At 38.9% G+C, this 24,064-nt stretch carries 17 protein-coding genes; 5 read left to right on the forward strand and 12 right to left on the reverse strand.

Translation table 11 applies throughout. The features are described from left to right. Nucleotides 1-394: 394 nt before the first annotated feature. The 3 genes from BFP77_RS03220 (at nucleotide 395) to BFP77_RS03230 (ending at nucleotide 6,524) form a co-directional block, all read left to right on the forward strand. Nucleotides 395-1,939 (forward strand): FAD/NAD(P)-binding protein, encoded by a 1,545-nt coding sequence (locus BFP77_RS03220; protein WP_099572634.1) that lies wholly within the window; start codon nucleotides 395-397, stop codon nucleotides 1,937-1,939. 380 nt (nucleotides 1,940-2,319) lie between these two features. After that, nucleotides 2,320-6,006, forward strand: coding sequence for a PQQ-dependent sugar dehydrogenase (locus BFP77_RS17450; protein ID WP_099572635.1), 3,687 nt, complete (start codon nucleotides 2,320-2,322; stop codon nucleotides 6,004-6,006). Further along, entirely contained in the window at nucleotides 6,003-6,524 is a 522-nt protein-coding gene (locus BFP77_RS03230) for a hypothetical protein (protein WP_099572636.1), read from the forward strand. Before BFP77_RS17450 ends, BFP77_RS03230 begins: the two co-directional genes overlap by 4 nt. A gap of 158 nt (nucleotides 6,525-6,682) precedes the next feature. Here the strand turns inward: BFP77_RS03230 and BFP77_RS03235 are convergent, their stop codons facing one another. From BFP77_RS03235 to BFP77_RS03275, 9 genes are all read right to left on the reverse strand, one after another. Continuing rightward, nucleotides 6,683-7,864, reverse strand: a complete 1,182-nt coding sequence (locus BFP77_RS03235) for an OmpA family protein (RefSeq protein ID WP_099572637.1) — start codon at nucleotides 7,862-7,864, stop codon at nucleotides 6,683-6,685. A gap of 122 nt (nucleotides 7,865-7,986) precedes the next feature. Beyond that, nucleotides 7,987-8,328 carry a hypothetical protein gene (locus BFP77_RS03240; RefSeq protein WP_099572638.1) on the reverse strand — a complete coding sequence of 114 codons (342 nt, stop codon included), beginning with the start codon at nucleotides 8,326-8,328 and terminating at the stop codon, nucleotides 7,987-7,989. A 76-nt stretch (nucleotides 8,329-8,404) separates the two neighbouring features. Further along, nucleotides 8,405-9,544, reverse strand: coding sequence for an N-acetyl-alpha-D-glucosaminyl L-malate synthase BshA (bshA, locus tag BFP77_RS03245; protein WP_099572639.1), 1,140 nt, complete (start codon nucleotides 9,542-9,544; stop codon nucleotides 8,405-8,407). A gap of 17 nt (nucleotides 9,545-9,561) precedes the next feature. Then, nucleotides 9,562-12,471, reverse strand: coding sequence for a glycoside hydrolase family 3 N-terminal domain-containing protein (locus BFP77_RS03250; protein ID WP_099572748.1), 2,910 nt, complete (start codon nucleotides 12,469-12,471; stop codon nucleotides 9,562-9,564). 95 nt (nucleotides 12,472-12,566) lie between these two features. After that, nucleotides 12,567-13,049 carry an ABC transporter ATPase gene (locus BFP77_RS03255; protein WP_099572640.1) on the reverse strand — a complete coding sequence of 161 codons (483 nt, stop codon included), beginning with the start codon at nucleotides 13,047-13,049 and terminating at the stop codon, nucleotides 12,567-12,569. 23 nt (nucleotides 13,050-13,072) lie between these two features. Continuing rightward, nucleotides 13,073-13,864, reverse strand: coding sequence for a (Fe-S)-binding protein (locus tag BFP77_RS03260; RefSeq protein ID WP_099572641.1), 792 nt, complete (start codon nucleotides 13,862-13,864; stop codon nucleotides 13,073-13,075). An 11-nt stretch (nucleotides 13,865-13,875) separates the two neighbouring features. Next, nucleotides 13,876-15,201, reverse strand: coding sequence for a (Fe-S)-binding protein (locus BFP77_RS03265; protein WP_099572642.1), 1,326 nt, complete (start codon nucleotides 15,199-15,201; stop codon nucleotides 13,876-13,878). A gap of 3 nt (nucleotides 15,202-15,204) precedes the next feature. Continuing rightward, a complete protein-coding gene (locus BFP77_RS03270; RefSeq protein ID WP_099572643.1) occupies nucleotides 15,205-16,170 on the reverse strand; it encodes an MlaD family protein in 966 nt (321 codons plus the stop codon). A gap of 57 nt (nucleotides 16,171-16,227) precedes the next feature. After that, nucleotides 16,228-17,544 (reverse strand): N-acetylmuramoyl-L-alanine amidase family protein, encoded by a 1,317-nt coding sequence (locus BFP77_RS03275; protein WP_099572644.1) that lies wholly within the window; start codon nucleotides 17,542-17,544, stop codon nucleotides 16,228-16,230. An 81-nt stretch (nucleotides 17,545-17,625) separates the two neighbouring features. Here BFP77_RS03275 and BFP77_RS03280 point away from each other — a divergent pair, with 81 nt between their 5' ends. Together BFP77_RS03280 and BFP77_RS03285 are read left to right on the forward strand one after the other, a co-directional pair. Further along, nucleotides 17,626-20,418, forward strand: coding sequence for a putative LPS assembly protein LptD (locus BFP77_RS03280; RefSeq protein ID WP_373604813.1), 2,793 nt, complete (start codon nucleotides 17,626-17,628; stop codon nucleotides 20,416-20,418). Nucleotides 20,419-20,428: 10 nt separating this feature from the next. After that, nucleotides 20,429-20,809 carry a RidA family protein gene (locus BFP77_RS03285; protein WP_099572645.1) on the forward strand — a complete coding sequence of 127 codons (381 nt, stop codon included), beginning with the start codon at nucleotides 20,429-20,431 and terminating at the stop codon, nucleotides 20,807-20,809. 261 nt (nucleotides 20,810-21,070) lie between these two features. On the opposite strand, the gene BFP77_RS03290 is transcribed toward BFP77_RS03285, so the two are convergent. The 3 genes from BFP77_RS03290 to pfkA all read right to left on the reverse strand — a co-directional run bounded on the left by BFP77_RS03290 (nucleotide 21,071) and on the right by pfkA (nucleotide 24,018). After that, nucleotides 21,071-21,922 carry an N-acetylglucosamine kinase gene (locus BFP77_RS03290; RefSeq protein ID WP_099572646.1) on the reverse strand — a complete coding sequence of 284 codons (852 nt, stop codon included), beginning with the start codon at nucleotides 21,920-21,922 and terminating at the stop codon, nucleotides 21,071-21,073. A gap of 84 nt (nucleotides 21,923-22,006) precedes the next feature. Continuing rightward, nucleotides 22,007-23,008 (reverse strand): type I glyceraldehyde-3-phosphate dehydrogenase, encoded by a 1,002-nt coding sequence (gap, locus tag BFP77_RS03295; protein ID WP_099572647.1) that lies wholly within the window; start codon nucleotides 23,006-23,008, stop codon nucleotides 22,007-22,009. Between the two features lie 23 nt (nucleotides 23,009-23,031). Then, nucleotides 23,032-24,018 (reverse strand): 6-phosphofructokinase, encoded by a 987-nt coding sequence (pfkA, locus tag BFP77_RS03300; protein WP_099572648.1) that lies wholly within the window; start codon nucleotides 24,016-24,018, stop codon nucleotides 23,032-23,034. Nucleotides 24,019-24,064 lie beyond the last annotated feature (46 nt).

Raw genomic sequence — 24,064 nt, forward strand, 5'->3', positions numbered from 1 at the left:
AATCTCGTTAAATAACCTATATATACGTTTAATTTCAATGGTGCAAATTTACTGCAACCAAAGGGTTAACGGAAACAAGGAAATCAAAAAACAAATGACTTATTAACAATATTATCAAGATAACTACGCTGGTCTTGAAAGAACTGCATATTTACGGGTACTACCTCTGGTTTTTAACCACTTTAAACAGATTTTGTTCTTATAAACTAAAGAACGTATGTAAGAATAATACTAGAAGACTCTACTTATTTTTTAATGTAGCCAAGGCACTAAGTTTTTGAAAATAGTAGATAAACGATAAATCTGTTTATTTGGTCATAAAAAGAACCAAAAACACGGGGAGTAACCCATTATTTTGTCATTTTTACATTTTAATAATCAATATTGCAACTCCATGTCAACAAAAATCGCATTTATCGGTGCCGGAATAGCCACAAGTTATACCTTAATTCCCTTCTTGGAAGAATTGAGCAATGACGTTTCAAAAGAAAAAATCACACTCTATATTATCGATAAAAGCAATGATTTTTTCAAAGGGATGCCCTACGGAGAACGCTCTGGAAAATCAGTTTTATTGATTCAGGATTTAAAGAATTTTATATCTGAACCACACCGAAGTCACTATAAAAAATGGCTTAACACTAACATTAACAAGCTTTTAAAAGAATTTTTAATCAACGGAGGTGAATACGCCAAAAAATGGGTTGATCACAATAAGATTGCTATTGAAAATGGGGATTGGGATGACCTATACGTTCCAAGATTCTTTTTTGGTCGTTATATACACAAAGAGGTCGTACAAAGAATTGAGGTCTTAGAGGCAACGGGCAGGTTAACACTCCAGTATATTCAAAAAGAAACTATTTCTCTATCGAAGAACAATGATAGTTTTAGACTTACCTTTTCCGATAATAGCGAAATACAGGCTAACAAAGTGGTTCTTTCCATTGGTTCACTTCCCTATAAAAAATTATACAATAAAGATTCTAGAGAAATTCTCAACACCCTTTATATCGATTCACCTTATGGCAAAGGTATGGAGCAGAATATGGCAAAAATAGCTCATTTCATTCAAGAACGGGAAAAGAATAACCTTCATACCAAAATTGCGGTTTTGGGAGCAAATGCCAGTGGGTTGGAGATGCTATACAAGATTTGTGACAAATTGCCTATAGATGAATACCGCACTTCGTTCAAAACACTTTCTTCACACGGAATAATGCCGGACGGGACTTTTGACCCCGTTAAAGCTAAAACGTTCAAGGCTAATCATTTGGAAGCACTTTCAGAATCAGAAATACTTACTGCAGAATTAATTGCTGAGGCCGCCCATAAAGATATAGACAGCGCAGAAAAACAACAGCTAGGTGCAGCTACCACCGTAGGCATAATATCTCAAGGTTTTGGAAGTCTATTGTCAAAATTAAGTAAAGAGCAACTACTTGATTTTGCTTGCTTCCATGGCAACCAAATCGGAAGAAGACAACGTTGCGCTGGCAATCATTACCTATCTGTAGTAGCCGATTTAACGGAGAAAGAAAGGTTTATACATATCAAGGGTAGGTTTGTTAACATCACCGAAAACACCGACGGCCTAATCCTTAACTACAAACCTACTGAAGCTGAATCCGAGTCCGCAGTGAGTTCGGAAACTTTTGATCTGATTATAAACTGCTTAGGGAGTATTAATCTAGCTTCTGAAGGTTTAACTCCGTTTTTAAGTAATCTAATCAATGATGGATTATGCAAACCAAATGCCTCTAATATTGGATTCCAAGTAGATGACCGTATGCAAGCATCTGAAAATCTATTCGTTGCTGGCCCCTTGCTAGCAGGAAACCAAATCGAAGATCGAATTTTCTGGCATTTAGAACACTGTATACGAATTATCTGGTCTAGTTCGGTGCTTTCAAAGAATTTAATAGCCAGTCTCAACTAGTGCCTTATTTAATATTTTTCAATCGAAATTAACTTTTCTGTTCAATACTATTCCAATACAAACTCTTTCTGTAATTTTCGTCTTGTAAAATTTTACAATTCAATAGCGGGTTGTTAATGATTTAATTTTAGTTTTCTATCGATTTCTGGTATAAAACATTATTATTTATAGCTCTAAGCAGTAAAACTTAACTATTTTGTATAGAGCTGATTTAAACGTTTTTCAGAAGCTGAATAAGCTCAATTAAAATTAGCGTCAATTTTCTATTTAGCTAATTAAAATTTACTTACTATTATGATTTTCAAAAATTTATGAAGATACATTTATGTGGCGAATTCAAAATTTAACTACATATATTTGCATTCCAAAAATTCGCCTACATGCTTTTATTATCCCCAATACAGGCTAAAACCCTTAATAACCTATTATTTATTGTGGTTATGTTCAACATTACCTATTCTCAAATAGGCTATCAGGAAGCCTACCCTAACCTATCATTCAATTTTCCAGTAGAAATTCAAAATGCATCCGATGGCTCAAATAGAATGTTCGTAGTGGAACAGTCTGGTTTGATCAAGGTTTTTCCAAATGATCAAGGTGTAACCAATGGGCAAGTAAGTACCTTTTTGGATATTTCACAAAAAATCGCCTATAATGCAGGTCAGGAAATTGGTCTTTTAGGTCTGGCTTTTCATCCAGATTTCGTATCCAATGGGTACGTATATGTATACTATATTGATGAACCCAGTAATTACAGAATCAATGTCGTAAGGTATCGGGTAAGCGGTGCCAATGCGAATTCAGTGGACACCTCCTCTGAAACTGTAATTGCTCAATTCACTAAAAACCAGGGAGAATCGAATCACAACGGTGGTAAAATTGCCTTTGGTCCGGATGGCTACCTCTATATTTCTATTGGTGATGGTGGTGGTGGTGGCGACCCACAAGGAAATGCCCAGAATTTAAATACTGTTTTTGGAAGTATTCTACGTATTGATGTAGATATAGATGGTAGCAATCCTATTGAAGAAAATCCAGAACTACCTAACGGTAATTATGAAATTCCTTCCGACAACCCGAGGAGGGGATTATCGGGTCTGGATGAGCTCTATGCCTGGGGCATTAGAAATACATGGAAATTTTCGTTCGATGAAACAGGGAGATTGTGGGGAGCGGACGTTGGACAAAGTGCTTTTGAAGAAATTAACCTTATAACGAACGGCGGTAATTATGGCTGGAACCGATTTGAGGGCAATTCCGATTACCATTCTAATATTTCATTGACCACTTCACCTGACACTAAACCTGTTTTTACATATGGTCACGGCAATGGGGACAAATCAATTACGGGGGGGTACATGTACCGTGGTAGTTTAAGCTCGGCTTCCTTGGTGAACAAATACATTTATGCAGATTTCCTTACTGGGAGAATTTGGGCCTTATCCTATAACGCTTCGGATGGCTCTGCAAGTTCTGAATTACTTTTTAGAGCCAATGGACAGGCTATTTCATCTTTTGGAGAGGATGAATCTGGAGAACTTTATTTTATTGGCTACGGTGCCAATGCCAAACTTTTTAGATTGACCGAAACCGTCAGCGAACCGGTAACCAATGTCGTTAACGGCGTGGGGGGCTGGCAAGGAGTTGCCAATGGTACCGATGGCCCTGTAACAACCATTGCGAGTGACAATAACGACACCAAATATATCGGCGGAAATTTTAGCCTTGCGGGAGAGCTCAACGTTTCAGATTTAGCGGTAATCTCACCAGACGAACAATGGGGCATCCTAGGTCCGGGGAGCAATGGAACCATAAACGTGCTTGCAATCGCTCCTAACGGAAATGTATTCGTGGGTGGTGAATTTACGGAAATTGGTGGTGTAAACGCTAATAACATCGCGTTTTGGAACGGGTCTAGCTGGTCGGCAATGGGTTCAGGGACAAATGGTGAAGTACAACAGTTAAAATTCGACCAGAACGGCGGTCTATTCGTTGCCGGTGTATTTACCACAGCAAATGGAATTACTGTTAACAATATTGCCAGATGGCAAAATAATTCGTGGTTTGCACTAACCGATAGTGCAACAAACCAGTCCGGAACGAATAACGAAATACGATCATTAGCCATCGATGATGAAAATAATCTTTACGTGGGTGGAAATTTCGATAACGCGGGGGGCATAAGCGCATCAAGAATCGCTAGTTGGAACGGAAGCAATTGGACAGGAATTGGGGATGGAACAAGTGGTTTCGTTCAGGCAATTACAGTAGGCGGAGATTTTTTATATGCTGCAGGTAATTTTGCTTTAGCAGGGAATACTACGGTAAACAGAATAGCAAGATGGAACCTGACAACATCTACTTGGGAAGCTCTGGGCAATGGATTGAGCGGAAGTGTAAATGCATTGGAATGGGATGGTGATTTTATATATGTAGGAGGTGATTTTGAAACGGCAAGCAACACTGAAGATATTAATTTGATTGTTAACAACGTAGCTCGGTGGAACCCCGGTTTAGGCTGGCAAGCACTCGGAACCAACACCCAAGTGGGCGTGAACGCTAGAGTAAATAGTCTTCAATTCTCCAATACTGATAATGAGCTTTTTGTAGGTGGCAGTTTTACTACAGCCGGTGATAGCCAAGCTAATAACATTGCTATTTGGAGTGAACAGTTTTGTTCTGAAAATAGTATCATACCAGAATATCAAGTAAATGGGGTCTGGGATAGTGGAAATGACACATTAACAATAACCTCTGGAGATACACTAACCTTAAGTATATTACCCAACGATACAGAATTTACCATTACACTTCCTAATGGAGAAACCTTTCCCAACGATTATGACCTAGGAGCAGTAAGTACAGACATGGCCGGCACCTATATCTTCACGTCTGCACAAGGTTGTACGGAAAGTTTCAATTTAATTATTAATGGAAACCCAACAGAGGAAGAAGATTCGGACAACGATGGCATATTTAATAATGATGATCTGTGCCCTGACACTCCATTAGGAGAAACGGTTGATGCTAACGGATGTTCGCCTTCTCAATTGGACGATGATAACGATGGTGTTTCCAATGCTGATGATATATGCCCCAATACCGCCGCCAATGCATCCGTAGACAATTTTGGATGTAGTTCTGCGCAAAAAGATATAGATGAGGACGGCGTTAATAATGCCAATGATCTGTGCAACGATACACCATCAGGTGAAACCGTAGATGCAAATGGGTGTTCGGGGTCTCAGCTTGATACAGATGGTGACGGAGTAAATAACAGTAATGATAATTGTCCTAATACGCCTGTTGGAGCAATCGTCAGTTCTGATGGATGTGAAATAACCGCATTACCATTAGATCAATTTTCAATAACGTCTAATGGAAATTCTTGTGTGACTACCATTGATGGAATAATTAATGTGGTTGCCAAGAGCACTGGTATTTATACGGCTCAGTTAATAACAAAAGATGAAAGTGATAGCTTCCAATTCACTGATTCGTTAGAAATTGAGGGATTAGTTCCAGGCGAATATACCCTTTGTATTACCGTCCAGGATTATTCGGATTACGAAAATTGTTCTAAAATAATAATTACGGCACCACAACCATTAACAGTGGAGTCTTCGATTAATAATGAAATCGAATTAAATAGTGTTACGCTTAAAATGTCTGGCGGAGCTACATATTCCATTTCTATAAATGGTAAAACCATAGAAACTGAGGATAACGAAATTACACTGGCGCTAACTAAGGATATAAACACTATTCGGGTAAGTTCCGAAATAAATTGCCAGGGTATTCATGAAGAAATCATTGCTTTGGATAATGCGGTAATGGCATATCCTAATCCAGCTACGGACTTTGTAACTATAGACCTAAGGAACATAGACTCCGAGACTGTCCGTATTACTATGTATGCAGAGTCCGGAGCACAATTATCATCGAACTTATTTAATACCGCAGCAGGAACCGTAACTTTAAAAACATCTCATCTGACGAAAGGAATTTATTTTATAAGGGTGAAAAATGATGTTATGGATAAATCTCTTAAACTAATCAAGTTATGAGGAAAGTTCGGTTTTTTTTGATTCTAATCTTAGCAGGTGCCTGCGGATTACATCAAGATTTGGTTGATGCACTCGTAGGACTTGAGGACGTGGAAATGTTATTTCCTGAAAATGTTCCTGAATGTACGGAGGGTACTGTTTTATCGGAAACTCAAAGTGAGGTCGTGTTCAGATGGTCCAATAATCAAGAAAATGTAACCTACCAAATAAATCTCACCAATCTAATTTCAGACTCAACGGAGCTATTTCATAGTAATAATACCGAACTACCCATTATTCTAGAACGAAGTATCCCCTACTCTTGGTTCGTTGCAGATTCCTTATCGAATAATCCAAGAAGTGAGGTCTGGACCTTTTACAATGCAGGTCCCGGGGTAGAATCCTTTATTCCTTTCACTGCTGAGGCCATAGCACCGGCACAAGAAGCTATTATTGAAACAGGATCTTCAGTAAACTTAATTTGGATTGCTAATGATTTAGATGAAGATGTCGCTGAATATGATGTTTACTTTGGTTAAAATGAAAATCTTCGTTGACTACAACAATCCGTGACCAATAGTTTTTTAATGATATCCCCATAATATCAGGTAACACCTACTATTGGAAAGTTATTACAAGGGATTTTATAGGTAATGAACAAATTCTGAGATATTCCGTTTTCAGGTCGAATAAGCTTCTAGTAGTTCAAAATTATAAATTCTGATCTTCTATTGATGCGGTGTTTTTCTTCAGTACAATACGTATCATCATCGCATTCGTTTAACAGTTTACGCTCTCCGTAAGCTTCGGAAACCAATCTTTCAGGAGCAATTCCAGAAGCAATTAGGTATTCCTTGGTCTTATCTACACGCTTTTGCGACAACCAATCGTTGTAATTTGAGCTTCCTCGGGAATCCGTATGTGATGCTATTTTCAATTTTAAAGTTGGAGTTTCGTCAAAAATTTTGACAAGAGAATCAAGTACATTTTTCGACGTTTTATTTAAGAACGAGGAGTTAAGGTCAAAATACACATATCCCAAATCATTAATACGATTCGTGATGTCTAGCTTTCTTTTATTTTCAGCGTCAACTTTTTCTTTTTCTGCTGCCGCCAGTGCTGCACGCTCCTTTTCCTCTTTCAACCTTTCAGCAAGCAGACGCTCTTCTTTTAATCGGTTTACTTCGTTTATAGAATCTTGTTGTCTTTGCTTTTCCTTTTCAATAGCGGCAAGTAACTCTAGCTTTTCTTCACCTCTTTTTGATAATCCTTTCTCTATACCAAACTGATAAACAACTCCAGCGGCATGCTGCAGATGGTTGGTAACGTTAATCTCGTTACCCATAGACCATTTACCTGTTGAATTGAGATCTAAACCCCATCTATCTGAAAACCATGTCCTAAAACCAACAACGGCATTATATGTGCCTCTAGGCTGGTCATTTGCATCGGTATATCCCAATCCAATACCTACATAGGGGTCAAACCAACCCGTTTGACCAATAATCTTATTTAAATCATAGGTTAGCCTGGCATCCAAACCTAAATAGTCCCTATCCTGGGTATTGACCAAGCCATCTATGATTTTTCCTTCCTTATACTTGTTGTAAGAACCTATAGCTTCTATCCCTAAGCCATTTTTAAAGTATCGTCCAATACTTATCCGAGAAGGATAAGGCAAAAGGTTCCATTCATCGGAAACATTGAACAGACCGTCAAAAACGTTTCCAGAATCATCAATGGCATTATAACCAAGACCAATTATCCAGGAACTTTGAACGATGCTGTCTTTAGCAGTTATTTGAAGGTTTTCTTGACCTGTGGCAAGGTTTATAACACCAACAGTCAGTATTAATAGGAGAAGTGAGGAAGTCTTCATAGTATAAAATTGGGTTTAAATTGTAAAATTACTTCTACAAAACGGAAGTGCCAAAATTATAACCGTGTAACGTAAGAATATTCGTTAGATAGATGAAGACAACTAATTTATCGTTATCCTACCTATTCTAAAACTATTTTTTTCTCTCTAATTGGAAGTTTATAGATACTGAAGGGACTAACCACAGCTTCAATTGCAGTCTTTTTTCTAATGCGTTTCTTTTTAAATACCAGCTCTTTATCTGTTTCTTTCTTCAAAACTAATGCAGGAGCTTGGGAATAAGCTTCGCCCGCACACCAAACAATGAGGTAGTCCTTGGTGAAATCTACAACCGGAACGGGAAGTCCAGGTTTTCGTGTTCTATTGATTTTGGCAAAAAAAGAGCTCAATGCTTTTTGATTTTTTATAGTCAACAATTCCTCAGCTACTGCTCCGCTATAGTTGTCCTGAATAATTAGTTCCATCTCTAATGGGTTTGAAATAGTTTGCGACTTACAGGAAAATAACACCATAGAGGTCAATAACAACAGAAGTATAGGCCTAGACATTTTTCAATCGTGCTTTGTAAGCCCTTTCATATACCTCTTCATAACGGGGTAATACTTTAAGGATGTCAAATTTTTGGGCTTCATTGACAGCATTCTGCTTAAAATTCTTTAAGGTTTCATCTTTTCCTAGAATTACCAATGCATTTTCAGCCATGTCCTCAATATCTCCGACATCACTTAAAAAACCTGTAACACCTTCCGTGTTCACCTCTGGGATTCCACCAGCATTGCTTGAAATTACCGGGGTCTTATTTATCATAGCCTCTAGTGCTGCTAGCCCAAAACTCTCTGATTCCGAGGGTAATAGAAATAAGTCGGAAAAGCACAGGATTTTATCGATTTCATTGCTGTTCCCTAGGAATATGACACTGTCCGAAATACCCAGTTTTTCGCATAAGATTTCGGCGCCGGCCTTTTCTGGACCGTCGCCGACCATTATTAGTTTAGACGGAATGGTCTTCTGTATCTTATGAAAGACCTTTATGACATCCGGAATACGTTTAACTTTTCTAAAATTACTGATGTGCGTTACTATACGTTCGTTATCTCTAGCCATATTGGTTCGCTGGCAATCAGTAAAAGAAGTACTGTACTTCTTTGCATCTATAAAATTTGGTATCACTTCAATCTCGCCCTTGATGTCAAAAATTTCTAATGTACGTTCTTTGAGGTTTTGTGATACAGAAGTTACAATGTCAGATTCATTGATACTAAAGGTAACCGCGGGTTTATAAAAAGGGTGTTTTCCTACCAAAGTTATATCGGTTCCATGCAGTGTGGTAACCATTGGCACGTACATACTTTCTTCCTCCAACATTTTTTTCGCCATGTAACCTGCATAAGCGTGTGGAATTGCGTAATGCACGTGCAACAAATCTATATGATGCAGTTTAATGGTATCTACCAGCTTACTAGAAAGTGCCAACTCATAAGGTTGGTACTGAAAAAGAGGGTATTCAGGAACGTGTACCTCGTGAAAAAAGATATTATTGTTCAATAATTCTAAACGAACAGGTTGTTTGTACGTTACAAAATGAACCTCGTGCCCCCTATTGGCTAGAGCTATACCAAGCTCTGTGGCAACAACACCACTACCTCCAAAAGTAGGGTAACAAACAATAGCTATTTTCATAGGTACAAAATTATGATTTAATTTAATATTGAATCATAAATAGCTTGTTGAATTCTAGTTCTTAAGCCAGATTTAACTAATAGTGTATTGGAAGCCGTTGGGTAGGTTCTATTTGAAAGGAAAACATAAACAATTTCCTCCTCAGGGTCTGCCCAGGTATACGTACCCGTAAATCCGCTATGTCCAAAACTCTTTCTTGAAACGCAACCGCAAGTAGGCCCGCTATTCTCTAGTTGTGGTTTATCAAAACCTACGCCACGTCTCACATTTTTATCGCAAAAGTAACAGGTGTTGAACTTTTTGACGGTTCTAGACCTAAAGAATCTTGATCCCCCGTAATAACCCTCCTGAAGGTACATCTGCATAATTTTCGCTACGTCATTAGCATTACTGAATAACCCTGCATGACCACCTACACCGCCCTGCATTGCCGCTCCCATATCATGAACATATCCATGAACAGTTTGGTAACGATAGTATTTATCCTCCTCAGAAGGAATGATTTTGTTTTTAGGAAACTTCTCTAAGGGATTATAACTCGTATGTTGCGCACCTAGTTTATCGTATAGAAAGTCTGACGTGAGTTTGTCCAAACGTTGACCATACGTATCCTCTATATATTTTTTCATTACATAGTAAGGCACATCGCTATATCTATAACGATTGGATTTTAAGTCTTGACGTCCTATACGGTTATAGATAGAATCTTTATATGTGTCCGTTAAATACAAGTTTTCTGCTACCTTATAAGAAAAGCCAGGTGTAGGAACTTTTCTGTAAAATTCCTCTGAAGGTTGTCTCTTTTTATCCAAGGTTCTCACATAAAAAGGAATCCATGCCGGTAATCTTCCGTAATGCGATAGAGCCTTTAAGACGGTAACATTTTTAATTTCCGTATTGGAATAATCCGGAACAAGTTCTTCAAAAGTATCGTTCAATCTAATTTTGTTTTCTTCGTCCATCTTCATGACCATGGGCAATGTGGCCAGGATTTTGGTTAGAGATGCCAAATCATAAACATCGTCCTCCTTAACCTTTCGGTTGGATTTATAGGTAGGTTTTCCAAAACTTTTGTTATATACAATTTTACCTTTTCTTGCCACCACTACTTGAGCACCAGGGTACATTAAACTATCTAGACCATTTTGCACCAAATGGTCTATTTTAGACAGCTTTAAAGAACTGAAACCAACTCTTTCCGGTATGCTATATCCCAAACGTTTTAAGGATTTTAATTGGACACCCGTTCCTGCCGGAAACTCCATATTTGTTGAAACTGGCAGTTTACCAACTGCTGGTATGGCTCCAAATAATAATTCGGCGGTTTTCTTTTGTGACAAACCACTATTTTGATACGACATTACCACTGCGTCTATATTCTGAAAGGTCGCCACTTCCTTCAGTGCATAGGGCTTTGCAAAAACACAAAGGATTAGATTAGAAAATCTAAGATTGGAAATTTCCTGCAGCCAAGCCAACTCTTTTTTAGAAAATTCGTATCCTTTCCAAGGACTCTCATTACTCTTATGATGTCCTATAATCACCAAATTATAGTCCGCCAATTTCGTCTTTAAGGTCGTTATATTCTCCCCGTTCACTTCCGTTACCTTTGCGTATTTATTTAAGCTCCTCAAAAATTCATCGTTGGGAGCATCACCAAATTTTACGTAGGCTATCTTTTTGTTTTGTAAATTTTGTATTCCTAATAAGTTGAATTTATTTTTTACTACCGTAATCGCATTTTCTATTGCCTCTTCGTATATCAAATCATCTTTCAAAGAATTTAAGTCTTGATATAGATTCGCTATTTGAATAGGTCTATAATTGTTAAGCCCAACCTTATATTTGGCCATCAATATCTTTTTAACGGATAGCGCTAGGCGTTGTTCGCTTATTTTTCCCTTATTATAAGCCTGTACAATTTTTTCTTTGGCGTCCGCTACGCTCTCTGGCATTAAGAGCATATCGTTACCAGCTATGAACGCTGCGAGCTCTACCTCGCCATCCACTCCGTATTTGGTGGCTCCTTTCATATTTAGAGCATCGGTAAAGACAAGTCCTTTAAAACCCATTTCTTCCTTTAATATTCCAGAAATTATCTGTTCTGACAAGGACGATGGCAAACCTTCTTTTAATTCCATCGACGGCACCTCCAAATGAGCTACCATGATACTACTAAGACCTTTCTTGATTAATTTTTTATAGGGATATAGTTCCACACTATCCAAGCGTTCCCTTGAAAAGGGAATTACCGGCAATGCATGATGGGAATCTACGGCGGTATCTCCGTGTCCTGGAAAGTGTTTTCCACTGGACAGTACTCCAACGCTTTCCATTCCTTTCATAAAAGCAATTCCTTTTGCAGTAACCGCCTCTCTGTCTTCACCAAAAGAACGATTGCCAATAATTGGATTCTCCGCATTGGTATTGATGTCAATATCAGGAGCAAAATTAATATGTACCCCTAAACGTTTGGCATGCTTCCCAACTTGACGTCCTACTTTTTCTACTATTTCGTCATTTTGAATAGCTCCCAATGTCATATTCCAAGGAAACGCATAAGTGGAATCTAAACGCATTGCTAATCCCCATTCCGCATCCATACCAATAAGAAGTGGTGTTTCTGAGAGCGATTGGTATTCATTACAGAGTTTAGCCTGTCTATTTGGTCCTCCTTTAGAAAATATGACACCTCCTATATGATGGTTCTTAATCAACTCCTTAATACGGTCCGTGCGCTGGTCACTTTCATCCGAAGCTACACTCACCATGAACAATTGACCTATTTTCTCGTCTAGGCTCATGGCATCGTACCTATCATTTACCCAAGTAGCCTGTAAAAGACTGTCAGTAGTAACCAAGGGGTTCTGGGCAAAAAGCCCTTGAAATTCTAAAAAGAAAAATAAACAATAAAGATAGGGGCGCATAGGTTTTACGTGTATGGAGATAACTAAAAACCATGAAAAATATTGCATTTCATCGATATAACCTAATAAATACGGTCATTAACCGCTTTGAAACTTTAAACAAAACGGGCGTGCCAACTTTCTGAAGCAGGTACCTCCCAATGCTCTTTGTACTCACCCTTGGTAGCTACCAAATTATTGAAGACTATGGTATTTTTAGAAATGGACTTCTGTTTGGCCATGGTCTTGAAATCCGTTAATTTTTTATAGGCCACAAACTCCCCTTGTTTATAGGATACGTTCATTTTGTCCAATAACTCCACGCCATACTTCTTTTCCAATTGCTGGATAAAATGTACTGAAGCATCAATAGAACAGCCTGTAGCCGATTGGGAACTCTGGTCAAGGGCAATTACGATAAACCTATTGTACCGTATTTCGTAACCTGCATTCAAATCGTTACCGTGTGCTGACCAATTTTGGATAAAAGCATCTAGCGCCCCCGTTATTTCGAGTAATTCGTTTTCTTTAAACGTTCTACTGGCCTGATATATCCATATTCTTGAAGAGTCGGGTAACGTATTAAAATCTACTAGCATTGATGATGTCTATTAACGAGTGGTTATAAATCTTGTGCAGTGGCAATAAGTTCAGCAATATCCATCACTGTAATCTCACCTTCCTTTTCTTTATTCTTAACGCCGTCCGTCATCATCGTATTACAGAAAGGACACCCAGCCGCTATAATTTCAGGTTTTGTTTCTAAAGCTTGTTCCGTTCTTTCGATATTAACATCTTTATCACCCTTTTCGGGTTCCTTGAACATCTGAGCCCCTCCGGCACCACAACAAAGACCTCGTTTTTTACAGTTCTTCATTTCCACGAGTTCTGCATCCAACTTACGGATTAAATCCCTTGGTGCTTCGTAAACATCATTTGCCCTACCCAAATAACATGGGTCATGAAAAGTGATTCTTTTTCCTTTGAAGGTACCACCCTCCAATACCATACGACCGTCGTTTAAAAGGGATTTTAAAAACTGGGTATGATGCACTACTTCATAAGATCCTCCAAGCCCGGGATATTCATTCTTTATCGTATTAAAGCAATGGGGACAAGCAGTGACCACTTTCTTTACGCCATAGGCATTCATTACTTCTATGTTAGTTACAGCCTGCATCTGAAACAAAAACTCGTTTCCTGCTCGTTTGGCCGGGTCTCCGGTACAACTTTCCTCAGTTCCCAATACCGCAAATGAAATACCTGCATTATTCAATATCTTCACAAAGGCTTTGGTAATCTTCTTTGCTCTGTCATCAAAACTTCCTGCGCATCCAACCCAAAACAACACTTCTGGCTGTTTACCAGCAGCGAATAGCTCCGCCATTGTGGGTACTTTTAGTTCGCTCGACATATTATAATTTTTTAAGATTCCTGACTCCAGTTGAGTCTATCCATCTGATTAAAAGGCCATGGGGCGCCATTATTTTCAATATTCCCCATCATGTTGTTCAAATCGGAAGGCGCTGCTGACTGCTCCATGACTAAATACTGTCGCATATCCATAATGATTGAAAGTGGGTCTATACTCACAGGACAAGCTTCAACACAAGCATTACATGAGGTACAAGCCCAAAGCTCTTCCCTTGTAATATAATCGTCCAAAAGCTGCTTTCCGTCATCCTTGAACGTTCCTTTGTTCAAATCTATATTCTTCCCAACCTCTTCCAGACGGTCCCTAGTATCCATCATAATCTTCCTAGGCGATAATTTTTTCCCTGTTTGGTTTGCAGGACATTCACTTGTACAACGACCACACTCGGTACAGGTATACGCATTCAACAATTGAACCCAATCCAAATCCTTTACATCCGAAGCTCCAAATTTCTCAGGAACGGGAGCATCTTCTGCAGGAGCTGCAAAAGGGTCCGCAGAGGGATCCATCATAAGTTTTACCTCGTTCGTAACAGCTTCTAAATTCTTAAATTGTCCCTTGGGCCTTAGTTTGCCATAATACGTATTAGGAAATGCCAATAGAATATGTAGATGCTTTGAATAGTACAAATAATTAAGAAAGAAAAGAATTCCGGATATATGCAACCACCAAGCAATCCTTTCGACCAAAATAAGGTTTGCTTCCGACATTCCCTGAAGTAATGGAGCTATTAAAGCACTTACTGGAAAAGCCCCAGCCTGGACATAATGTGCCGAACCAAGTTGCTGTAATTGAAAATCGGCCGCATTCATGGTCAAAAAAAGCAGCATTAGTACCACTTCTATGTACAGAATAAGATTACCATCTTTTTTTGGCCATCCCTCCATTTCTGGCTTTAAAAAACGTTGTAACCTTATTACATTTCGTCGTATCCAGAAAACTACTACGGCAATAATTACCAGTAAGGCCAAAATTTCAAAAGATGCGATTAGAAAATCATAGACTTTACCCAAACCGGCAAATATTCTGTGTGTTCCAAAAAGTCCATCAATGATGATTTCCAGTACTTCAATATTTATGATTACGAATCCTACGTAAACAATAATATGCAAAATACCGGGGATAGGACGGACAACCATTTTTGTTTGACCTAATGCAATTTTCGCCATATTTTTCCAGCGTAGCGGTTTGTTATCACTAACATCTACGTCCTTTCCAAGAAAAATATTACGTTTTAACCGTCCGACATTCCTTGCAAAATAGCCTATCCCGAATACCAGAAGAATCGCGAATATCACATTTGGTAAATACTCCATAAATTAGTTTTCTATTTTTTGAGCTGGATCGTCCTCAGGAACTTCGTATTCTTTCTGTTTCTTACCGAATACCGATACGTTCACATAGCGCTTGGGATTTAGCCTAAAATCTTGCAGCAGCAAATCTAGTTCTCGTGAGGCACTATTAAGGTTTGAGTATAATTCCTTATCGTTCATTAACTTACCCAAAGTACCATCACCCTTTTCTATTTTAGCCATCACTTTATCCAGATTGGCTACCGTTGATTCTAGACTAGATAGTGTCCTTGCTAAACCGGCATTATTTAGGGAATCGGATAGTTTGGCAAAATTAGCGGTAAGGGCCTCAAAATTTGTTAACGAGGCATCTAGTTTGCCTTCGTTGTTTTTTAAGATGGAATTCAAGGTCTGTGCACTACCATTTAGGCTGGCCATAAGGTCGCTTAATCCGCTTATTGCTTTCTGCAAGTCTTTCTTGGTTTTGGTGTCCAAGACATTGTTCACGTTCATCAATACCGAATCAGCATCAGTGACCGCAGATTCGAATTTTCTAAACAAGGGGGTTAATTTTTGCTGAGCAAGCTCTGTTAGCCCTGGACGTGTATCTGTTTGTAAGGTATCTCCCGATGTAGCGTTCGGAGAACCATCGAAAATAGGTGTTATCTGTAGCCCCTTGCCACCAATGATTCCTGTGTCATAAAGCTCTACCCTACTATTCTTTGAAAATTCGAATTCACTACTCACTGTAAACGTCACCAGTAAATTGCCTTGAGTATCAATGAACTTGATATCATTGACCTTACCAACGCCGAAACCGTTGATGGATACCACCGTACCTGCCTGTAAACCACCTACATTTGGATAAACAGCGTAAAGCGTTCTACTATTGTCAAAAAGAGGTGTTGATTTCAAATAACTGAATCCTAAAATAAATAGAAGAATGCCTCCTACTACGATAACACCAGTTTTAAGTTCCCTAGATAATTTCAAGCAAATAGATTTATGGTTACTAACAAAATTAGGAATAATTATTACACCAAAGTGGGTTTATTGTGCAACCTGTTTCAACGCCTCTTGAACTGAAATTCGTTCTCCGTCCTTATAAGCAACTATGTAAGCACTTGGATACCCTTTAATCGCAGCATTAGACTTCAGCATTTCTGCTTCTCTATGAGAAGCGGTCTCACCGTATAGATACCTGTATAAATTCTTATACGGCTCTTTGGAAAGCCTACCGAGCCCATTAAAATTAGCTGGGATTAAATCAAGGTTCTTTCCGCTTGCCATTAACTGAACTTTAAAAACTACAGTTGTGCCCCGCTTTTCAGAAACTACTTCTTTAAGGTCTTTTGACGTCTCTTTATTAGCAATGACGGGAGTAGGCATTTCTGGTTTTACCTCTTTGACTTCGCCGACTACCTCGGGTACTTCGTTCGGTTGTGATGGCGCGAGCTCTTCTGCTTTTTTAATTTGGGCCTCCTCTTTTACCTCGGCAGCTATTTCTTCCTGCTTTACAGCTACTTCGGTAGCAGGTTTATCCTCAGCAATAGTAGTTTCTTCCGCAATAACGCTAGGTGCCACATTGTTTTGCGTTTGCTCTTTATAATTTAATATAGCATTGGCAATTGCCGTTCCCATTTCTTCTTGCCCTTTTTTAGAGTTCAGGTAAGCGCCCTCATCCTTATTGGTCAGAAAGCCTGTTTCCACTAGTACACTTGGCATAAAAGTCTGGTGCAGAACTATAAAACCAGCCTGCTTTACTTTCCTGTCGGTCCTTTTCAATTTTTTTGAGAAGTTGTCTTGGATAATTTTAGCCAACGCTATACTCTGGTCCAAGAACTCTTCTTGCATTATGGTTAGACCAATGACCGACTCTGGTGAGTTGATATCATAATCCGCGTACCTAGTTTCGTAATTGTCCTCCAAATAGATTACCGAGTTTTCCTTTTTGGCGATCTCAAAATTCTGTTTGTTGGCATGTAATCCCAGCACAAATGTTCCCGCTCCATGAGCATCGGACGAATGCGAATCACAATGCACGGATACAAAAAGGTCTGCATTGGCCCTATTGGCGACCTCACCTCTAACAAATAAGTCAATAAAGGTATCGTCCTTTCTGGTATAAATTACTTTTATGTCCTTATTAGCACTCAAAATTTCACCAACTTTCAGTACTATGTTGAGTGCGATATCCTTTTCTAAGTATCCATTACCCAGATTACCTGGATCATGCCCTCCGTGTCCCGCATCTAAAACGACCACAAAAGGATCATCAGTTCTGGTGGCGTGCCCTGGGTTATGAAAGGAAGATACAAGTAAGAAAACTACGATAAGAAATAAGGTAGATAGCTGTTTAATTTTCATATTCCTGTGGGTTTCGAACGCCCTTGTCATGGTTAAAATTATGGTAATACCCTGCGAAGGGAATAAAAAATATATGTAAGTTTGACATCTGAAACCAATGGCTCATTGGACCACCAAACCTTTACAAAAATAGGATATATAGCCTTGCAATCAAATAAACAGTACTTACTTTTCCTGTTATTCCTTTTTGTTGGTGTAATATCATTGCAGGCTCAAGAGGATAAAATTGTACCGCTCCCTATTAAAGCACAAAAGGATACGATTATAGCGCCACTATTCCCCGTACCTGCAATGAGAGCCAGTGTAGCTGCCGATTCACTGGCCATTGACTCCCTGAATAATAAGCCGCCACTACTTCTTGATAAGATTACCTATAAAGCAAAAGACTACGTAAAACTCAGTCAAAAAGAGAACAAGATATACCTATACAACGAGGCAGAAATCTATTATCAGGACACCGAATTAAAGGCAGGTATTATCATAATGGACTATGTTAAAAACGAGGTTTATGCCGGCCGTATGGTTGATTCCTTGGGGAATTACACCCAACTACCTTATTTTAAACAAGGCTCAAATATCGTTATTCCAGATTCCATTCGCTTCAATTTCGACACTCAGAAAGCTTTAATATGGAACTCGCGCACAGAGCAACAAGCAGATGCCGGAGCCTTAGGTGGCGATGCCATGAAAGTTTATGCGGAAATCACTAAAAAGGAGAACGATTCCGTCTATTTTTTAAGTGAAGGCAAATTAACGACCGCATCCGATACCATAAATCCCGACTATTATATTAGGGTTCGTAAAGCTAAATTTGTACCCAAGAAGAAAGTAATTGCAGGCTTTAGTAATCTATACATATCGGATGTACCCACCCCGATTGCAATGCCATTTGCATATTTCCCCCTGTCGGTCGGGAGATCGGCCGGTATATTGATGCCTAACTTCGGTAACGACCCTAATACAGGCTATTTTTTACAGGACATGGGCTACTATGTTCCTTTGGGTGATTATGCGGATGTTACCTTTACCGGGGATTTCTATACTAACGGAAGCTGGGGTGTCAGGGCTACATCTATTTACACGAAGAGATATAAATATCGAGGAAACATCAATTTTAGATACGAAAACCAAGTTAGAAGTCAAAAAGGCTTCAGTGATTATAGCTTAACGCGGAACTACAACATTCAATTCTCGCATTCCCAAGATACAAAAGCGAGTCCAAATTCCAGATTCTCAGCATCTGTGAACCTAGGAAGTAGCGAGTTTTTTAGAAATTCTTTGCAACAACGAAATTTACCGAACACTCAAAACAATACATTGTCCTCATCCATATCGTATTCTAAGACCTTTCCGGCGTATCCTTCCGTGAATATGAGTTTAACAGCTACGCATTCGCAACTTACATCCCCCACGTCCACGGCTACTAATACGGATAATATAACTATGACATTGCCCACATTGCAAGCTAGTATGGAGCGGATTTTTCCTTTCGCAAAGCGGGATGGTATAAAAAAAGGGCTTATCCAGAACATAAACTTTCAATATGATCTAAACGCCCAAAACCGTCTTACGACCAACGATGAGGACTTCTTAACAGGGCGTATGTTCGATAATGCACGTGTGGGAGCAAGACACCGTATACCGATTAGCACCAATTTTAAAGTGGCAAAATTTTTCAGTGTGAGTATGGGTGCAAGCTATGAGGATGTTTGGACCTTAGAAACGTTTGACAGAAGTTTTGATGCGGAAACAAACTCGGTTGCCATAGACACTGTTAGCGGCTTTGACCGCTATAACCAATATAATTTCAGTGCCAGTATAGGTACAACAGTTTACGGTACCTTTAATTTTGGGGAAGATAAAAAGATACAAGCTATAAGGCATGTGATGCGCCCCTCCCTAAGTTATGGCTATGCTCCGTCTTTTGAGCAGTTTTATGACGAATACATTGATGGAAATGGAGAGGTTGTTGAATTCAGCAGATTCCAAGGAACATTGAACGGAGCACCGAGATTGGGTAAATCTAACAGCTTTAATTTTTCTCTGGCCAACACGCTTGAAGCAAAAGTAAGAGACAAGGACTCCACCAAATTAGAAGCGAAAAAGGTCCCGATATTAAGTAATTTTAATATCACTACAGGTTATAATCTAGAATCGGATTCCTTACGACTCAGCCCGTTAAATATTAATGGAGGCACCAATATTCTTGACAATAAAATGTCCATCAACTTTGCGGCTAGCCTTGACCCTTATGCCATAGACAATAATGGAAGGCGAATTAACACCTTTAATGTGGATAATGGTGGAAGTCTTTTAAGACTAACTAGGGCCAATGCAAACATCACCTACTCCATTAGTAGTGAAATGTTCGGTAAAAAAGATAAGGATAAGGAGGAGGAAGAAGAGGAAACGGATCCTTTTGATTATGTAGCTCAAAGTGGTGGACGAACCGATGACCTATTTGGACGCGCAGATAGTTTCTCCGATAATCCCGTTAGGAGGTCTAAAAAGGATGATGATATCGAAAATCCTATTTTCGGGACCAAGATACCCTGGAATTTTAGACTTGCATATTCTGCGAACTTTACCAACTCTGCCAGACAGAACGAATTTAGTAGTCACTCGCTGATGTTCTCCGGGGACATAGAGCTTTCCCCCCGTTGGAAAGTTGGCGGCTCTTCTGGTTACGACTTTAAAAATCAAGGATTTACCCTGACTCAATTACGGTTTGAGCGAAACTTGGGTAGTTTTAATATGCGTTTTAATTGGACACCCTTTGGGCAGTTCAAAAGATGGTACTTTTTTATAGGAATCGACGCTTCCATATTAAGCGACTTAAAGTGGGAAAACAGAAGTCAACCCATAAGAAATTAACAATACAAGTATGAAAAAAATTATAAACACAACAAAAGCGCCTGCCCCAATAGGTCCTTACAATCAAGCAGTTCTTAGCGGTAATACGCTCTATATTTCAGGACAAATACCGTTGAATCCTGAAACAGGATTATTGGTCCAAGGAGATATCAAGGAAGAAACCAAACAATCCATGGAAAACTTAAGGGTAATATTGGAAGAGGCGAAAATGAGTTTTGAGAACGTAGTAAAATCTTCGATTTTTTTAAGCGATATGAATCAATTCTCAGAGGTGAACGAGGTATACGGCACCTACTTTAAGGCAGATACTGCCCCGGCCAGAGAAACCGTTGAAGTAGCGAATTTACCAAAGTTCGTGAATATCGAAATTTCTATGATTGCAGTTCAGTAGTTAATAGTTAGTAGTTAGTTGTTAGTTGTTAGTTGTTAGTTGTTAGTTGTTAGTTGTTAAAATAAGATGTTCAGCTCTAACTACCATCCTTTCAATTTCGTTGAATAGTGAGAATTTAAATTTTAAAAATTTATTTCATTAAGTTCTTACAGGTAAACAACCTCAGAGTAGGCTCACAAGACATTGGAAGCAAACTCTACATTATTTCTTTGCAAGGGTCAAGGGTCGAAAGGATTATAAGTCTAGCTTATCAAGTAAAAACTACATATTATCCCGGTGAAACTCTACTAAACCTTCAATAGGTCGTTGTCTTATAACACCTACAATAAGATCGTTTCGTTTTAAGACGTTGATCAATTCTTCTTTCAAGTAATGCGCTATGCTACCAACAAAATTGATGGGCACTTTGGTAGCCAATTCAAATTGCATGACGTAATTATTGATAAATTGCTGAAATCCCTTATCTATTACCCCCTTTGAATAAGGATGATCTTTATTCTCAATTAAGAACCGTGCAAAAGTAGCAAGGTAGGTATTGGGGTTGGGCTGTTTGTACAGGTTTTCTTTAATAACATCCGCTTCAAGGTCGTATTGTTTAGCAAATTTTAGTCCTAAATCCTGAGGCATTTTGTGGAAATAATAGTCACGTATAAGTTTACGACCAAAATAATTACCACTGCCATCATCCATTGGAATATAGCCTAAGGAAGTTACTTTCTGAAATAACTGATGACCGTCATAATAGCTACAGTTGGATCCCGTACCTAGAATACAAACTATACCTTGGTGACCTATTTTTACTGTTGCGAATATAGCGGCATAGGTATCTTCCTTCACTTCGGCCTTTGCATTGGGAAAGAAATCACTGAATATATCGCGAAGGAACTTTTTCATACGATCTGTTCCGCAGCCTGCACCATAAAAATAGAGATGAGATACCTTCTCTTTGTTTTTAGAAAGCTCAAAATTGTTCGCCAAACGATCCTCGATTACCTCTCTAGTTAACACCTCCGGACTAAGTCCTAAAGTCTGTGTCAAAAAAAGCTGATTACCCTTATCATCCAATGCTATCCAATCTGACTTGGTTGCGCCACTATCAACAATTAAAACCATATGCTCATCTATTTAAAAAAGAATCCTGAAAATAAGGAAAAAATACCTCATTTTCAGGAAAATTCAATGTTAACTTTTTAGGTATTATAATGTATTAACGTGTTGAATCAAATCAACCATTTTGTTGGAGAAACCTGCTTCATTATCATACCAGCAGATCAACTTAAAGAACTTTGAGTTCAATTCTATTCCAGCGCCAGCATCGAAGATACTCGTTCTTGCATCGCCGATAAAATCCTGAGATACCAAAGCTTCTTCGGTATACCCTAAAACACCCTTTAATTCTCCTTCAGAAGCTGCTTTGAATGCCTTTTTAACTTCTTCGTATGAGGTCTCTTTTTCTAAACGTACGGTTAAATCAACGACAGATACATCTGCGGTTGGAACCCTAAAGGCCATACCTGTAAGTTTCCCCTTTAATTCTGGAATTACCTTGGTTACGGCCACTGCCGCACCTGTAGATGCCGGAATTATGTTTAGCATAGCACTTCTGCCACCTCTCCAATCCTTTTTGGAAGGACCATCAACAGTCATTTGTGTAGCCGTAGTCGCATGAACCGTGGTCATAAGAGCCTCTTCGATTCCGAAAGCATCATTCAATACTTTGGCCATAGGAGCTAAACAGTTCGTAGTACAAGAAGCGTTCGATACAATAGTATCGGAAGCTTTTACACCTTTGTGGTTTACACCCATAACAAACATAGGGGCATCTTTAGAAGGAGCAGAAATAACTACCTTCTTAGCACCACCATCTATGTGATATTGAGCAGTTTCCAGCGTAGTAAATATACCAGTACATTCCGCTACGGTATCCGCTCCAACTACATCCCATTTTATGTTCTTAGGATCTCTTTCTGCAGTGATACGGACTGTTTTTCCGTTAACTACTAAATGACCGTCCTTCACCTCAACAGTGCCGTCAAAATGTCCGTGAACGGAGTCATATTTAAGTAAGTAGGCCAAGTGCTCTACATCCAATAAATCGTTGATAGCAACTACATCTACATCACCTCTTTTTACTGTTGTTCTAAAAACCAGTCTCCCGATTCTACCAAATCCGTTAATTCCTATTTTTAAGTTTGACATTTTCTTGTTTTTATAAATTAAAATTATGTTGTCATTATTTCTGAAACCCTAATAAGTTCCTTGTCAATTTTTGTATGTCCTTTTATTGCCTTATTAATTGGTGTCAATATCAGCTTATTGTCCTGGACACCAACCATTAAGCTTGTTTTTCCTTCTAAAAGCGCTTCTACAGCCTTAACACCCATTCTGCTGGCTAAAACCCTATCGTAACAAGAGGGCGCTCCACCCCGTTGCATATGTCCTAATACTGAAACACGTACATCGTAGATTGGCAAATGCTCCTCTACATACTCCTTAAGTTCAAAAACGTTCTTTCCAGATTTATCACCTTCCGCAACAATAACGATACTTGAAGACTTACCGGACTCCTTACTCCTTTTTAAGGACTCAAGTAAACGATCCAATCCCAAGTTTTCTTCCGGTATTAATATTTCCTCAGCTCCTGCCCCTACTCCTGCATTTAATGCAATATGGCCTACATCCCTACCCATTACCTCAACAAAGAATAAGCGATTGTGTGAACTCGCCGTATCCCTTATCTTATCAATAGCCTCTACAACGGTATTCAATGCCGTATCAAAACCTAAGGTAAAAGTGGTTCCGAAAATATCGTTGTCTATAGTCCCAGGTATTCCTATTACGGGAAAGTCGTATTCTTGGTTGAAAATCATTGCTCCTGTAAAGCTACCATCACCACCTATTACAACAAAGGCATCTATACCTTCTTTGACCAACTGATCATAAGCCTGTTTTCTTCCTTCGGGATTTCTAAAATCTTCACAACGAGCCGATTTTAAAATAGTACCGCCCTTATTGATTATATTGTTAACGCTACGAGCGTCCATTGGCTTAAAATCTCCCTCTATCATCCCTTGATAGCCTCTATAAATTGCAACGCAATCTATCTTTAGATAAGCACAGGTTCTAACCACTGAACGAATGGCCGCATTCATACCGGGAGAGTCCCCACCAGAGGTCAATACCGCTATTTTCTTGATTTTTGTTGACATGAAAAAAATTAAGCCATCGAAATTACTAAAACTTATAGCAATAAAG

Source organism: Maribacter sp. 4U21, from assembly GCF_002742365.1.
GTDB lineage: Bacteria > Bacteroidota > Bacteroidia > Flavobacteriales > Flavobacteriaceae > Maribacter.

Coding starts and splice junctions, on each gene's coding strand:
- BFP77_RS03220 (WP_099572634.1), top strand. CDS start 395: ATGTCAACAAAAATCGCATTTATCGGTGCCGGAATAGCCACAAGTTAT.
- BFP77_RS17450 (WP_099572635.1), top strand. CDS start 2,320: ATGCTTTTATTATCCCCAATACAGGCTAAAACCCTTAATAACCTATTA.
- BFP77_RS03230 (WP_099572636.1), top strand. CDS start 6,003: ATGAGGAAAGTTCGGTTTTTTTTGATTCTAATCTTAGCAGGTGCCTGC.
- BFP77_RS03235 (WP_099572637.1), bottom strand. CDS start 7,864: ATGAAGACTTCCTCACTTCTCCTATTAATACTGACTGTTGGTGTTATA.
- BFP77_RS03240 (WP_099572638.1), bottom strand. CDS start 8,328: ATGGAACTAATTATTCAGGACAACTATAGCGGAGCAGTAGCTGAGGAA.
- bshA (WP_099572639.1), bottom strand. CDS start 9,544: ATGAAAATAGCTATTGTTTGTTACCCTACTTTTGGAGGTAGTGGTGTT.
- BFP77_RS03250 (WP_099572748.1), bottom strand. CDS start 12,471: ATGCGCCCCTATCTTTATTGTTTATTTTTCTTTTTAGAATTTCAAGGG.
- BFP77_RS03255 (WP_099572640.1), bottom strand. CDS start 13,049: ATGCTAGTAGATTTTAATACGTTACCCGACTCTTCAAGAATATGGATA.
- BFP77_RS03260 (WP_099572641.1), bottom strand. CDS start 13,864: ATGTCGAGCGAACTAAAAGTACCCACAATGGCGGAGCTATTCGCTGCT.
- BFP77_RS03265 (WP_099572642.1), bottom strand. CDS start 15,201: ATGGAGTATTTACCAAATGTGATATTCGCGATTCTTCTGGTATTCGGG.
- BFP77_RS03275 (WP_099572644.1), bottom strand. CDS start 17,544: ATGAAAATTAAACAGCTATCTACCTTATTTCTTATCGTAGTTTTCTTA.
- BFP77_RS03285 (WP_099572645.1), top strand. CDS start 20,429: ATGAAAAAAATTATAAACACAACAAAAGCGCCTGCCCCAATAGGTCCT.
- BFP77_RS03290 (WP_099572646.1), bottom strand. CDS start 21,922: ATGGTTTTAATTGTTGATAGTGGCGCAACCAAGTCAGATTGGATAGCA.
- gap (WP_099572647.1), bottom strand. CDS start 23,008: ATGTCAAACTTAAAAATAGGAATTAACGGATTTGGTAGAATCGGGAGA.
- pfkA (WP_099572648.1), bottom strand. CDS start 24,018: ATGTCAACAAAAATCAAGAAAATAGCGGTATTGACCTCTGGTGGGGAC.